Raw genomic sequence first — 14,002 nt, 5'->3', positions numbered from 1 at the left:
GTTGGTATTAATGGCGTTGGCGCTGCTTGGCTTTGCGGTACCCCTGATAGGCTTTATTGACCGCTTCACGCTCGGAAACCTCGGGCACAGCCACCTCCCACCAGGCACCGCCTTCCTGGGTGCTGGGCAAGGGGTCAGTGTCCAGGGCAATCACATAGGTCGAGGTAGCGTTACGAGCACGCACCAGCGCCTGCTCCAGCTCCGCAATGCCACTCACTGATTCAGACTCACAGCCCAACGCTTTGGCATGGGCGGCGAAGTCGGTTTTCGGTGCGCCAGCCTCAACAGTCCGGCAATCTTGCAGCAGGTTGTTGAACCCTGCACCGCCGGTGGCCTGCTGTAGGCGGTTGATGCAGCCATAGCCACGGTTATCCAACACCACCACAATCAGCTTGTGGCCCAACATCACCGAGGTCGCCAACTCCGAGTTGTGCATCAGGTAGCTGCCATCACCGACCATCACCACCACTTCCCGCTCTGGTTTGGCCATCTTGACGCCCAGTCCGCCCGCTATTTCATAGCCCATGCATGAGAAGCCGTACTCCACGTGATAGCTGCCGGGGCCCGAGCATTGCCAGAGTTTATGCAGCTCACCGGGCAATCCACCGGCGGCGCATACCACGGTGGTATCGTTGCCTGCCTGGCGATTGACGGCGCCGATCACCTGGGCATCAGTGGGCAGCGCCAGCCCTTGATCAGCAGTCACATTGCGCACGATTTCGGCCCATTCGTGCTTGAGCGCTCCGGTTTGTTCGCGCCATTCATCGCCGCCGCGCCACTCGCCCAGCGCCGCGTCGAGTTGCCCCAGCCCGACCAAGGCGTCGCAGGTGAGTGGCAATGCCTGATGCTTCAGGCTGTCGAAACGGCCAACGTTGAGGGCAACCAGTGTTTTAACACTATCTTCAAATAGCGCTCGAGAGCCGGTGGTAAAGTCCTGCAGCCGCGTGCCCACCGCCAAAATGACATCCGCCTGCTCCGCCAACTGATTGGCGGCGGCGCTGCCGGTCACCCCGATGGCACCTACCGCGCAAGGATGGCTGTCGGCCAGTGCGCCTTTGCCAGCTTGGGTTTCAGCGACCGGGATGTCCCGCTTTTTGGCAAACTCTGCCAAGGCGTCGCAGGCAGCGGCGTAATGTACGCCGCCACCGGCGATAATCAGCGGGCGTTTAGCCTGTTGCAGCGCGGCGATTGCTTGACGAAGCTCGACAGCATCCGGCGGCGAGCGGCGAATGCGGTGCACCCTGGGAGCAAAAAAGGCCTCTGGATAATCGTAGGCAAAGGTTTGCACATCCTGGGGCAGCGCCAGGGTTGCAGGGCCGCAATGCTCGGGCTCAAGCAGGGTAGCAATCGCCTGAGGCAAGCTGGTCAGCAGCTGTTCCGGGCGATTAATACGGTCGAAGTAGCGCGATACCGGGCGAAAACAGTCATTGACGGTAATGGTCGGATCACCGAAATGTTCCACCTGCTGCAGTACCGGATCCGGTTCGCGGGTGGCAAAGGTGTCCCCCGGCAGCAGCAAGATCGGCAAACGGTTGGCGTGAGCGAGCGCCGCAGCGGTGACCATATTAGTCGCCCCTGGGCCAATGGAACTGGTCGCCGCCATTAAGCGCTGACGGCCATTGGCTTTGGCAAAGGCAATCGCAGCGTGGGCCATGGACTGTTCGTTATGGGCGCGGAAGGTGGGCAGCGTGTCTTGCACGTGGTAGAGCGCTTCACCCATTCCCGCCACATTGCCATGGCCAAAAATCGCAAATACGCCTTCAAACAGCGCCACTTCCTGGCCATTTATCTCAATACGCTGAGCGGAGAGATACTTGACCAGCGCCTGGGCCATGGTGAGTCGAATAGTGCTCATCTTACACCTCCTCTGTGTGAGCCAGCGTTTGCGGCTGCGCCTGCCTTAATTGCCGCCACGTCTTTATCAGTTCGGCATAGTTCTGGGCGACCCGCTCTACCACGCTGTCGTCGTCGATACGCCCAGCCAGCCAGTCACGACTCGCGCTGGCAAATAGCGTGCGTCCAACGGTGAAACCCTTACAGCAGGCATAATTGGCCGCTGTTTCAAAGCCGCGTTTCATGTCGTCCATAGGGGCATCGAGCCCGAGTAGTACGACTCCACGGCAGTAGGTATCCTCCCTCTCAATGATTTCTCCCACCGCCTGCCAGGCAATATCTGTCATTGAGGGAAGCTTCCACCAATCAGGGCGAATGCCCAGGTTGTAGAGTCGCTGCAGGCTGCGCGACAAGGTGGTGTCGTCATTGGGCATGTTCGCGGGGGGAATGACCTCAATTAGCAATTCCAGCCCATAAGCACAGGCCGCCTGGTAGAGCTGGCGTAACCGCTCCTCCTGCTCTAGGCGCAGTGAGATCTCATCGTCAGGGTGGTAGAACACCAGGCATTTAATGATCTGTTCTCTAGGCCAGTTGCGCAGGCAGACGCCTAAATCGTCGCCATGCTGGAAGCGCAGCGGTCTTGAGCCTGGAAGCTCTACCGGTCGACCGATCCACCAGCCTTTTCCACTGGCTTGATTGAGCGCGTCCTGACCCAATACGTCGTCTACCAGAATCGCGGGAGTGGTAATACCACCCCGCTTGGCACCCTCTTCAGCGGCGGTGACCAGGAGTTTTTTAAGTGCTGGCAGTCGTGCGCTGTCGGCATACTCTTCGCGGGCCATATCAGTGAGCTGGCGGCGGTGATCAAATGCTAGGCCCAACACTTCGGGCCATTGCGCAGGCACTCGGGTGGTGACCCGGTGGAGATGATTCAGGCGTTGATCAGTATCCGGGCGGGGTACCTCGATGCGGCGGGCCAGGTAATCAAATAACTCGTCTTCTGTGGGCATGGCCGGGGCACAGCCGTGGCGGGAGACCACCAGCGCGCCACAGGCATTGGCGTAACCGGCACTGGTTTGCCAGGATTCACCGCGTAACCAGCCGCGCAGCAGCCCGCTCATAAAGGCATCACCAGCGCCCAGTACATTGAGCACTTCAACCTGTACGCCTTTGACTAAGATGCCGTCTTCAATGCGATTCGGAATGGCGCCTTCAAACACTACACAGCCCATGGGCCCCAGCTTGCATACCAGAGTGGCTTCGCTAACCTCACGTACCGCGCGCAGGGCCGTTAAGGTGTCCGTGCTGCCACCGGCAATATGAAACTCCTCTTCGGTGCCTACAATCAGGTCAAAGTCCGGCAACCAGCGTTGAAGATCTGTAGTGACTTTTTCATCGGCGATAAAACGGGTTTCACCATCGCCGGGATTGGTCAGCCCCCACAGTACGGGGCGATAGTCGATATCCAGCACCCGCTTCACGCCATGATGGGCGGCGGCGTCCAGTGCCTTGCGGCACGCCCGGCGAGTGGTATCGGTAGAAAGATGGGTGCCGGTGATCGCCAACGCCTTGGCCCGGGCGATAAATTCAGGATCAATGGCGTCGGCGTCGATGGCCATATCGGCACAGTCGCGGCGATAAAACAGCAGCGGAAAACTCTCGCGGTCTTTTAACGCCAGCAACACCAGGCCAGTGTGGCGCTCAGGGTCGGTTTGTAATGCGGAGGTGTCCACGCCGACCCGTTCTAACTCCTCGCGAACAAAGTTGCCCATCTGCTCATCGCCGACTCGCGAGAGCATGGCGGATTTCAACCCGAGACGAGCGGTACCGTAAGCCATATTGCCCGAGCTGCCACCCAGGTACTTCGCAAAGCTGGCCACATCTTCCAGGCGGCTGCCAATTTGTTCGGCGTAGAGGTCAACCGCTACGCGCCCCAGGCAAATCAGGTCAAGCGGTCGGTGTTGACTATTGTTATTCAGCATAAATGTCTCCCCACGTCACAAATTCGTGGTACTGGGCAAAAAGTGGCTCTGGGTATAAAAGCGTCTTGGGTGGCAATCGATAAGGCTTATCAACCGTGGCTTAAAGTGAGAAGGCAGCACGGAATCGGTCGAGCGCGAGGTCGTCATCGCCAGAGGCCCAGCCTTCCAATCCCACGGTGCCGCGGTAGCCCATGTCGTTCAGCGCTTTGGCGATGGCCGGATAGTTAATTTCGCCGGTTCCCGGTTCGCAGCGCCCCGGCACATCAGCCACTTGCACTTCACCAATGTACGGCCCGCAGCGGCGAATCAATTCAATCAAATTACCTTCGCCAATTTGGGCGTGATAAACATCCAACATAATGCGCAAGCTGGGCCGATCAACACATTCCACCAGCGCTAGAACATCTTCCAAGCGCGCAAACGGCACACCTGGGTGATCAACGTCGGTATTGAGGTTTTCAAGCACAAAGGTGACGTCGTGCTGCTCGCCCAGATCCGCCAGCCGATTGAGTGTGTCTCGGGCTTTTAGCCACATAGCGCCTGTCATCTGCTGGCAAGGCTGAACGGGCAACCCATTACCATCTAGCCCGGTGCCGTGAAGGTTAAGGCGCGGGATGCCAAGGCGCTTTGCTACCTCAACCGACTCAGCGGCGGTACGTAGCAGCTCATCTGCTCCGGCGGCATCCGCCAGGGTGCCGGTGACATAGCCGGTCATGGATGAAAACGTCGCCCCGCTATTGGCCAGTGCGTCAATGTCGTGCTTAGTCCAGTCCCAGATTTCGACTTGAAAACCTAGTTCAGAAATACGCTTAACACGCTTCAATACGGGCAGGTGGCGGAACACCATTTCAGCGCAGACGGCCAGCGTGAACGGGGAAGATGGGATAGGTTTATTCACCATGACTCCTTAATAGCCGCTCGCAGTTCGCGGTGAAGAGGGTTCAGCGCTGCTTGTTTCATCCGCAGGCTGAGTGTCTTGTTCGGCTAAGTTGGCCTTCTTGGCCTTATCGTCACGCTGAAATTCCGCAAGCTCCGCATCCAGGCTTTCAAGCTCAGCGCCACCGGCCATCATATTGAGCACTTCTTCGCGGCTGACTTCTTCTTTGCGGAAGGAGCCCAAACTGCCACCGCGCGACAATAGAGTGAACGCATCGGCCACGGGGTAAGCATGGTGGACGTTGTGGGTAATAAAGATGACCGCAAGCCCATCCGCACGGGCTTTGGCAATGTAGCGCAGTACGACAGAGGCCTGCTTAACCCCAAGCGCTGACGTAGGCACATCAAGAATCAGCACCTTGGCACCAAAATAAACCGCACGGGCAATCGCCACACACTGGCGCTCCCCGCCAGAAAGCGTGCCCACCGGCTGGCTAGGGTCGCGTACATCGATACCGATTTTAGCCATTTCCTCTTTGGCAACCCGGTCGGCATATTTCCAATCAATCCGCTTTAAAGGGCCCCAGCCTACCGTCGGTTCGCGACCCATAAAAAAGTTACGGGTAATCGACATCAATGGCACCATCGCCAAGTCCTGAAAAACGGTCGCGATACCGGCGTCTAGTGCGTAAGCCGGGGACTTGAAACGAGCAGGCTTGCCATCCAGTAGCATTTCGCCATGGGTGGGCTGGTGAACACCGGAAAGGGTTTTAATCAACGTTGACTTGCCAGCACCGTTATCCCCCAGCAGGCACATAACCTCACCGGAATAGACCTGCATCGAGATATCACTAATGGCGATGACACTGCCGAAGTGTTTGCTGACACTGCGCATTTCAATCATTGGAGTGCGTGTAGTCATGTTATTTAGCCTCCATCGCCTTTTTGCGCATGTAATTGTTGAATAGCACCGCCACCAGCAACATCACGCCCAGGAAGACCTGGAACCAGTCGGTATTAACACCGGTGTAGAAGATACCCATCTGCACCATGCCGAAAATCAGCGCACCGAGGGCCGCACCAATGGCAGATCCATAGCCACCGGTCAGCAAAGCGCCGCCAATGACCACTGCGATAATGGCCTCCAGCTCTTTTAATAAACCTCGAATGGTGTCCGCCGAACCTGTATCCATGACCTGTATGCAGGCAAAGATGGTGGCGGAGAAAGCGGTGAACATGAACAGTGAAATCTTGACGCGGTGGACGGGGACGCCCGAATTGCGCGCCGCATTGGCATCGCCACCGCTGGCGAAGATCCAGTTGCCGTACGGCGTGCATAGCAGCACCCAAGTCGCTACAGCGGTTAAGCCCAGCCACCAGACAATCGAGACTGGGATACCGGTGACCGTGGGGTTGCCCGCAAAGTTGGTCGCCATCCAGCCATTTGCCGCCATCCAGCTAAATAGTCCCGTAGCAACTTCTCCAGAGAAAAGCGCCGCGAACCAATCTCCGGGGATATGGTCCTGTACACCCCCCACCTGAGTACGTCCCGTCAACAACCGGCTAGTACCGATAGCCAAGCCACGCAGAATGAAAAGGAAGCCCAGGGTAACGATAAATGACGGCAACCCCGTTTTATTGACCAGATTACCGTTAATCCAACCCACTAGGCCCGCACAGGCGAACGCCAATAAAATTGCGGCCCATAGCGGCCAGCCATACTCCACCGCAGGGATGGCAATCAGGATGCCTGCCAAGCCAATCATCGAACCAATCGAAAGATCGAATTCGCCGCCGATCATCAGCAATGCAGCCGCCGTGGCGATAATGCCGAGCTGAGCGGCGACTTCAAGAAAATTAATAATACCCGCTGGGGTAAACATCCCGGTGCCGCTGGAAGCAGCGATAAAGAAGGCAAGCACCAATACGGCACCGGCCAGCGCCCCCAACTCCGGGCGATTAAGAGCCTTCTTCCAGAAAGAGACTCTCTGGATACGCTCATCTTGAGGAGCGGTTGCTGGCGCAACCGATTGTTTCGCTTCATTAGAATTCATGGCGATCGACCCCCAAGGCTCGACACCGCACCGAGCCTTTTTCGATTAGGTAGTTATCAACGGATGCCCTGGCCACTCAGCTCAATAACCTGTGCAGCGTTTTCTTGAGTGACAAACCCTGGGCCGGTGGCAACATCCCCTGCGGGTAGCAGCCCGTTCTTGACGAACTGATCTAGGAACATGACGGGCAAGTAGCCTTGCATGTACTGCTGTTGGTCGATCGCGAAGTCCAGCTCACCCGCATCCAAGGCTTCCAAAATGCCGGGTGAAAGATCAAAGGTACCGAGGGTAAACATATCGGTTGCCCCCTGCTCACGCATGGCCCGAATCATCGGATCAGCAGCCAATGCACCCAGGGTCAGCACACCACGCACATCACTGTTCTCGTTGAGGTAAGCGACAATCGCATTGCGAATATTGGTGGGGTCGTAGGTGGTCGCTAGCTGCTCAGCATTGCCATCGAAGCCCTCGACAAAGCCATCACAGCGCTGATCAAGCCCCTGGTTACCTTGTTCATGGTTAACACAGACACCTTTCTCGACGCCCATTTCTTGCATGCGTTCAGCGGCCTGTTTCCCTGCTTCATACTCACTCTGCCCGACGTGCAGCCGGGCACCATAATCCCTCGCCACGTCACCACCGGAGTTAATGGTGATGACGGGTATGCCGTTATCGACAGCATTTTGGACAACGCCGCCCAGAGCATTTTCGTCGGTAAAAGAGATGATCAAACCATCCGGATCAGATGCCACCGCTGCCTGTACGAGTTGCTGCATCTTGGCCATATCAAAGGTGGACGGTGCACGGTATTCCAGCTCTGCGCCCACGAGATCAGCAGCAGCCTCTGCGCCGTTCTTCACCACTGACCAGAAAGGATCAGAAGGGACACCATGGGTCACCATGACGAAACGACTCGCTTCTTGTTCCGGTTCTTGTGCTTGTACTTGTGCGGCACCTGCCATTAATGCCGTGGTGGCGGCAGAGGCTAGAAGCCATTGAGATAGACGTGCCATAAAGAATTCCTCATAACGTTATCGTTGTTGGTAGGGAAGTGGCATTAAATGCCTTGGCGCTATGGAATATAGGTTCCAAACAGCAATTACCGCAAATTATTTATTCTATACTTTGGTATAAATGGAATATTTATTCCAATCAACTAGACTGCATAACAGCCAGCCACTTTGCTCAGTGTTACTGCCCAGTCGTGCATGAGTGAATGAGTGGTACATGAGTTAACGCTAAGGAATTTGTATGCCGCAGCCACCACAAAGCTACCGTGAGCTGGAAATTCTGATCACTGCCGAGTACGCCACGCTAAGCAAACGTTTGCAGCAAACCGCGCGTTTTATGCTTGATCACCCCCAGGAGGTTGCTCTGGCGACCGTGGCCAAAATTGCCGAGCAGGCAGATGTCACTCCATCCACTTTAATTCGCTTGGCTAATAGCTTGGGCTTTAAGGGCTTTTCCGAAATGCAGCAGCTGTTTCGCAGCCGCTTGGTCGATGAGCTGCCTAACTACACTGAGCGAATTCGCGCGGTACGCAGCGCCACCGGTGAAACACCGGATAGCACCCAGCTGTTATGGGAGTTCGCCGACGCCAACCGCGCCGTGCTTGAGCAGCTACCCAGCCGCATTAATCCAGAGAGCCTGGAAAAAGCGTTGGATATTTTTGAGAAGGCGCACGCCATTCATGTGATGGGCGCACGACGAAGCTTCATGGTCGCCAGCTACATGACCTATGCCTTAGCGCATGTGGATAAACCTGCGCTGCTGGTTAATGGTTTGGGGGGAATGTACGGCGAGCAGCTGCGCGCTATGAGCCAACACGACGCCCTACTGACCATCAGCTTTTCTCCCTATGCCGAAGAGAGCCAAAAAGCCTGCGAAGACGCCCATCAGCGCGGTCTGCCGATTGTGGTGATTACCGATTCAAACCTTAGCCCGCTGGCCCGCTTCGCGGATGTTGTCTTCGTGGTCAACGAAGCCGAAGTGAAAAGTTTCCGTAGTTTGACTGCGTCGCTCTGCTTGACCCAGACCTTGGCAATTGCCCTGGGGGTGCGGCAAGACAAAACACGCGACAAAGAAAAGGGCCAGGACAAACAACATAAGGCCTAAACACCAGAAGCAAGCCAACAGTAAAAACAAAACAGGAGAGCTTATGAAAATCGCACTCATCGGCGCAGGTCGCATCGGTAAGGTGCATGCCCAGGCCATTCACTCGCACCCAAACGTAACCCTGGCCGCCGTGGCCGATTTTCATCAGCCTGCCGCAGAAGCGTTGGCCGAGCAGTACGCCAGCCGAGCGGTCTCTGTGGATGAAATCTTCGCGGACGACGCCATTGACGCCGTACTGATTGCTTCAAGCACGCCCACCCATGCGGAGTATCTGGAGCGTGCTGCACGCGCGGGCAAGGCGATTCTGTGCGAAAAACCCATCGCCCTGGATTTAGCCCGCACGCGAGACGCTCTGCAGGTACTCAGTGAGCATCCAGTGACCTGTGCGCTAGGCTTTAACCGCCGCCACGATCCTCAGTTTACAGCATTGAAAAAAGCAATTACCGATGGGCGTATTGGCGCACTTGAAACGCTGACGATTATTAGCCGCGACCCCTCTCCCCCACCTGCCGAGTACGTGGCTGAGTCCGGCGGCCTGTTCAGGGATATGATGATTCACGATCTAGACATGGCGCGCTGGCTACTCGATGAACCCATCGAAAGTGTCTTTGCCGTTGGCAGTAGCATCATCAACCCAGCGATTGGCGAAGCGGGAGACGTGGATACGGCGATGGTCACTCTCACCACGGCCAGTGGCAAGTTATGCCAGATCAGCAACTCAAGGCGCGCCTGCTACGGCTACGATCAACGCATTGAAGCCTTTGGTAGCCAAGGCATGCTCCAGGCCCAAAACGAAAGCGACACCCGTCTGCGCTTCACTGGTGAAGCGGGGCAGGTGGAGGAGAAACCCAAGTGGTTCTTCCTAGAGCGTTATGCCCAGGCCTATCAACTTGAAATTGGTGATTTTGTCGCCGCATGGCAAGAGAAACGTGCACCACTCGCAAGTGCCCAGGATGGCCTAGAAGCGTTGCGCTTAGCCGATGCAGCGGAGCGTTCATTGCTTGAAGGGCGCAAAATTCTTCTCGACGCCTCGGTGTAAACAGGCATCAATGTACCTATTTTTCAGACCCTTCATATCATAAACGACTAGCTGCCAACCGAGCTGCTAGCCATCAGAAGGAGCGACATATGGCTTCCCTACTGGTACGCCCCACCGCCCCAGACACTCAAGGCACCGTGATTAACGTTACCCCAGAATCGGCTGGCTGGACGCATGTTGGCTTTCGGGTGCATAAACTCGCCAAGGGCCAGCGCCTGGAGGCCAGCAGCGATGATCAGGAAGTCTGTTTGGTGCTACTTACCGGTCGCGCCACGGTGACCTGCGGCGAGCACCGCTTCGAGAACATCGGCGAGCGTATGGATATCTTTGAGCAGATTCCGCCTTACGCGGTTTATATGCCCAATGAAACCCACTAGCAGCCACCGACTTGGAGCTAGCGGTGTGCGCGGCACCGGGGCATGGACATCATGCGCCAAGGCTAATCACTCCCGACACGATCAAGCAAAGCACCCGGGGCCAAGACACCAACACGCGACACGTTCACGACATTCTGCCCGAAACCGAGCCCGCCGATAGCCTGTTGGTCGTCGAGGTATTCACACCCGCTGGCAACTGGTCGAGCTACCCTCCACACAAACACGACGAGGATAACTTACCCCACGAATCGCTGCTGGAAGAGACTTACTACCACCGGATCCACCCTGCCCAAGGGTTTGCATTTCAGCGTGTCTATACTGACGACAGGTCTTTAGATGAAACCATGGCAGTAGAAGACGGTTGCTGCGTGCTGGTTCCCAAAGGCTACCATCCAGTGGGGGCCTCTCATGGCTACACGCTTTACTACTTGAATGTGATGGCGGGACCCAAGCGGGTATGGAAGTTTCACAATGACACCAACCACGAGTGGCTGATGAACGTTTGATAAAGCGACACTTCGCCCGCTAACTTTTATCTAATGCTATGCTGTTGTGCCCCGCCACTGCGGGGCTTTTTTATGTCGGTCGCTTTTGAACACTTTGAGAGGCTCCCATGCTCCCCGATTACTCCCTTATCGCCTGGCTGTTGATTATCTTTTCTGTCTACCTCACCGGCGTCTCTAAAGGGGGCTTTGCGGGTGGCTTTGGCACGCTCTCAGTGCCGCTGATGGCGCTGGCGATTAGCCCGACCCAGGCAGCCGGGCTGCTGCTGCCGCTATTGCTGGTGATGGATGTGTTTGCGGTTAAGGCGTGGTGGGGCAAGCACGACCGCGCTGAAGTGTGGCGCTTTGTGCCGGGGCTTTTCATTGGCGTGACAGTAGGCACCCTGCTGTTTGGCAGCCTAAGCGAGCAGGGCGTGCGGCTGGCTTTGGGAATTCTATCCGTCGTTTTCGCCGCCTATATGCTACTAAAACCTGTGGCTAAAAAACCGATTTCCAGCCGATGGGCACTGCCTGCGGCCAGCGTGTGCGGCTTTACCAGCTTCATTGCCCACGCGGGCGCGCCACCGATGAACATGTACCTGATGCCGCGCAAGCTCACGAAAGAGACCTTTATTGCCACCTGTACGGTGACCTACGCGGTGGTAAACACTATCAAACTAGGCCCGTATATGTGGCTAGGCGAAGTCAACATGACCAGCGCCTGGGCCTCGCTGCTGCTTGTGCCCGTTGCTTGGATCGGTGTACGTAACGGCCTCTGGCTACAGAGTCGCGTCAATGAAAAGCTGTTTTACCGCTTAGTCATTCTGGCCATGTTCTTAGTGGGGATTAACTTGGTGTGGCAGGCCGTGAGTTAGCCCTCTATTACTGACGTTTTCCACAAGTAGGCGCCCTCCTCCTCTTATCTACGCCCCTTAACAGTCTCGCAAGGAGGGTTTGAGTCACCCTGCATACCGTCATGTTATGAGCAACAATGACAACAAAGGTGATCTCATGTTTGCGAAATACTCCGTTGCCCTGGCTGCCAGCGCGACACTGAGCATAGGGCTTTCCGCGCAACCTGCTAGCGCTGACACGTTCGTGCACTTATTTGAGTGGCAGTGGGAAGATGTTGCCCAGGAGTGCGAAAATTGGCTAGGCCCAAAAGGATTTAAAGCCGTACAGGTCTCGCCCCCACAAGAGCACATTCAAGGGGATGCTTGGTGGACTCGCTACCAACCGGTCAGCTATCAACTTGAAAGCCGCAGCGGCTCCAGCGAAGCATTTGCTGATATGGTGCAGCGCTGTAACGCAGCGGGGGTCGATGTTTATGCGGATGCGGTGATTAACCATGTTGCCCACGGCAAGGGCCAGGGCATTGCAGGCTCCTCTTATGACAATGAAGCACTGAGCTATCCCCATTATCAACGCGACGACTTCCACGAACCCTGCGGCATCGAACAGAGCGACTATACGCAAAATGCCGAAAGCGTTCGACAATGTCAGTTAGTTGGCTTGCCCGACCTTAATACTGGCGACCCCACCGTACAGAGTCGTATTGCGGGCTACTTGAACACGTTGGCGACACTTGGCGTGAAGGGTATTCGTGTCGATGCGGCCAAACATATGGCACCCAGCGATATTGCGGAAATTCTGGCGCAGGTAGACGCTCCGCTTTATGCCTTTCAGGAAGTGATTGACCTAGGGGGCGAAGCGATCAGTGCCACGGAGTATCAAGGCACGGCGGATATCACTGAGTTTCGCTACGGCGCGTCTCTTGGTGATATTTTCAACAATCAAGCCCTTGCCAACCTTCAGCAGTTTGGCGAATCGCCTGCCCTGCTGCCGAGCGAACAAGCCATCGTGTTTACCGACAACCACGATAACCAGCGTGGTCACGGTGCGGGCGGCAGCAATATTCTGACGCATCGGGATGACCAGCTCTATCGATTAGCCAACATGTTTATGCTGGCATGGCCTTATGGTTACCCGAAAGTCATGTCAAGCTACGCCTTTTCTAATAGCGACCAAGGCCCACCGCAAGCCCCCGTCTATCAGCAGGGCGAGGCCCAATGTGGGGAAGCATGGGTATGCGAACACCGCTGGCCCGAGATTGCCAATATGGTAGCGTTTCGCCAACAAGCCGAAGGCGCAGAGGTCACCCACTGGTGGGATAATGGCCATCATCAAATCGCCTTCAGCCGCGAAGCCCAGGGCTTTATTGCGATTAACCGGGAGCAGCAAGCGCTCACCCACACTTTTCAAACCGATATGGCAGATGGCCGCTATCAAAACGTGACGGCTGAGGGACAGTGTATCGTGGTAGAGGATGGTCAACTGACGTTGAGCGTTCCCGCCATGTCTGCGGCAGCCCTGCACGTCGGCGCTCCCTGTCCAGCCTCATAGCCTGGTCGTCTAACGGTCTCTGCCAGCAGAGCCCTTCAAAGAGACGTTATGGCGCGACTGGCAACTCTCGCCATGCGCTTAAATTGCCTTAGCAAATTGGGCAAGTGCGGATGCCCGCCAGTCTAAGCGCCGCCACCCTTCTACGCTAGCTACCTCGGCCAATATCGGGTCGGGGTTGACCGCTACGGCGCAATCCACGTACTGCAGCAGCGGCAGGTCATTGCGGGAGTCGGAGTAGAAGGTGGTATGACTTGGCGTGATGGCGTGTTCTGCTAGCCACTGCTGAAAGCGGATCACCTTGCCGCCTCGGTACGAGAGCACGCCTTGGCTACACCCAGTGTACACACGCCCCTCCTCCGAAGTGGCGACTTCCAGCTCCACCGCGAGCACGTGCTCGATGCCCAATGCCGCCGCAATGGGGGCCACCAAATGGTGGGATGAGGCAGAGATCAGCACCAGGGTATCGCCCGCGTTGCGATGGCTTTCCAGACAGCGCCACGCCTGATCGAAAATGCGCGGCTGCAAATGGGTGTCGACGAAGCGCTCCACCTCTTTTTCGACGTCGACCACTCGCCGCCCTTTCAAGGGAGCCAATGTCATGGCGAGGTACTCTTCCAGCTTAAGCTTGCCCGCATGGTAGGCCTGCTGCATCTGCTCTGCACGCGCCATGAAGCGCTCCGCGTCGCTGATCCACCCTTGCTCAATCACCCATAAATTCCAGCGGTCGCTGCAGTCTCCATCCAGGAGGGTGTCATCAAGGTCAAACAGGGCCAGGCGCATGGGAAACTCCTATCGTCGCGGTTTGGCGCGCGTAGGGTATGCCAACGGTGATGACATTAAG

At 56.5% G+C, this 14,002-nt stretch carries 11 protein-coding genes and 1 pseudogene; 5 read left to right on the top strand and 7 right to left on the bottom strand.

Annotated elements, in window-relative coordinates; all coding sequences use genetic code 11:
• Positions 1 to 7 precede the first annotated feature (7 nt).
• The 6 genes from iolD to ACIGG6_RS14580 all read right to left on the bottom strand — a co-directional run bounded on the left by iolD (position 8) and on the right by ACIGG6_RS14580 (position 7,758).
• Complete coding sequence (gene iolD / locus ACIGG6_RS14605; RefSeq protein ID WP_399845344.1) at positions 8 to 1,855, bottom strand: 3D-(3,5/4)-trihydroxycyclohexane-1,2-dione acylhydrolase (decyclizing); 1,848 nt, start codon at positions 1,853 to 1,855, stop codon at positions 8 to 10.
• Position 1,856: 1 nt separating this feature from the next.
• Positions 1,857 to 3,815, bottom strand: coding sequence for a bifunctional 5-dehydro-2-deoxygluconokinase/5-dehydro-2-deoxyphosphogluconate aldolase (locus ACIGG6_RS14600; RefSeq protein ID WP_399845342.1), 1,959 nt, complete (start codon positions 3,813 to 3,815; stop codon positions 1,857 to 1,859).
• Positions 3,816 to 3,915: 100 nt separating this feature from the next.
• Positions 3,916 to 4,716, bottom strand: a complete 801-nt coding sequence (locus ACIGG6_RS14595; protein ID WP_399845340.1) for a TIM barrel protein — start codon at positions 4,714 to 4,716, stop codon at positions 3,916 to 3,918.
• Positions 4,717 to 4,722: 6 nt separating this feature from the next.
• Entirely contained in the window at positions 4,723 to 5,613 is an 891-nt protein-coding gene (locus ACIGG6_RS14590) for an ATP-binding cassette domain-containing protein (RefSeq protein ID WP_399845338.1), read from the bottom strand.
• Position 5,614: 1 nt separating this feature from the next.
• Positions 5,615 to 6,745: an ABC transporter permease gene (locus tag ACIGG6_RS14585; protein WP_399845335.1), complete on the bottom strand. Its 1,131-nt coding sequence runs from the start codon at positions 6,743 to 6,745 to the stop codon at positions 5,615 to 5,617.
• A gap of 56 nt (positions 6,746 to 6,801) precedes the next feature.
• Complete coding sequence (locus ACIGG6_RS14580; protein ID WP_399845334.1) at positions 6,802 to 7,758, bottom strand: sugar ABC transporter substrate-binding protein; 957 nt, start codon at positions 7,756 to 7,758, stop codon at positions 6,802 to 6,804.
• A gap of 238 nt (positions 7,759 to 7,996) precedes the next feature.
• Between ACIGG6_RS14580 and ACIGG6_RS14575 the strand changes: the two genes are divergently transcribed.
• From ACIGG6_RS14575 to ACIGG6_RS14555, 5 genes and pseudogenes are all read left to right on the top strand, one after another.
• Positions 7,997 to 8,860, top strand: coding sequence for a MurR/RpiR family transcriptional regulator (locus ACIGG6_RS14575; RefSeq protein WP_399845332.1), 864 nt, complete (start codon positions 7,997 to 7,999; stop codon positions 8,858 to 8,860).
• A gap of 43 nt (positions 8,861 to 8,903) precedes the next feature.
• The gene (gene iolG / locus ACIGG6_RS14570; RefSeq protein ID WP_399845330.1) at positions 8,904 to 9,899 is read left to right on the top strand and encodes an inositol 2-dehydrogenase; all 996 of its coding nucleotides are present in this window, start codon (positions 8,904 to 8,906) and stop codon (positions 9,897 to 9,899) included.
• 89 nt (positions 9,900 to 9,988) lie between these two features.
• Positions 9,989 to 10,782 (top strand): annotated as a pseudogene (gene iolB, locus ACIGG6_RS14565) (5-deoxy-glucuronate isomerase).
• 107 nt (positions 10,783 to 10,889) lie between these two features.
• The gene (locus ACIGG6_RS14560) at positions 10,890 to 11,633 is read left to right on the top strand and encodes a sulfite exporter TauE/SafE family protein (RefSeq protein WP_253504557.1); all 744 of its coding nucleotides are present in this window, start codon (positions 10,890 to 10,892) and stop codon (positions 11,631 to 11,633) included.
• Positions 11,634 to 11,769: 136 nt separating this feature from the next.
• Positions 11,770 to 13,161: an alpha-amylase family protein gene (locus tag ACIGG6_RS14555; protein WP_399845328.1), complete on the top strand. Its 1,392-nt coding sequence runs from the start codon at positions 11,770 to 11,772 to the stop codon at positions 13,159 to 13,161.
• A 78-nt stretch (positions 13,162 to 13,239) separates the two neighbouring features.
• Here the strand turns inward: ACIGG6_RS14555 and ACIGG6_RS14550 are convergent, their stop codons facing one another.
• On the bottom strand, positions 13,240 to 13,941 hold the full coding sequence (locus ACIGG6_RS14550; RefSeq protein ID WP_399845326.1) for an HAD family hydrolase: 702 nt from the start codon (positions 13,939 to 13,941) through the stop codon (positions 13,240 to 13,242).
• Positions 13,942 to 14,002 lie beyond the last annotated feature (61 nt).

This window comes from Vreelandella lionensis (assembly GCF_044543515.1).
GTDB lineage: Bacteria > Pseudomonadota > Gammaproteobacteria > Pseudomonadales > Halomonadaceae > Vreelandella > Vreelandella lionensis.
The sequence above is the reverse complement of the archived record's forward strand: the minus strand, read 5'-3'. Positions and strand labels throughout refer to the sequence as shown.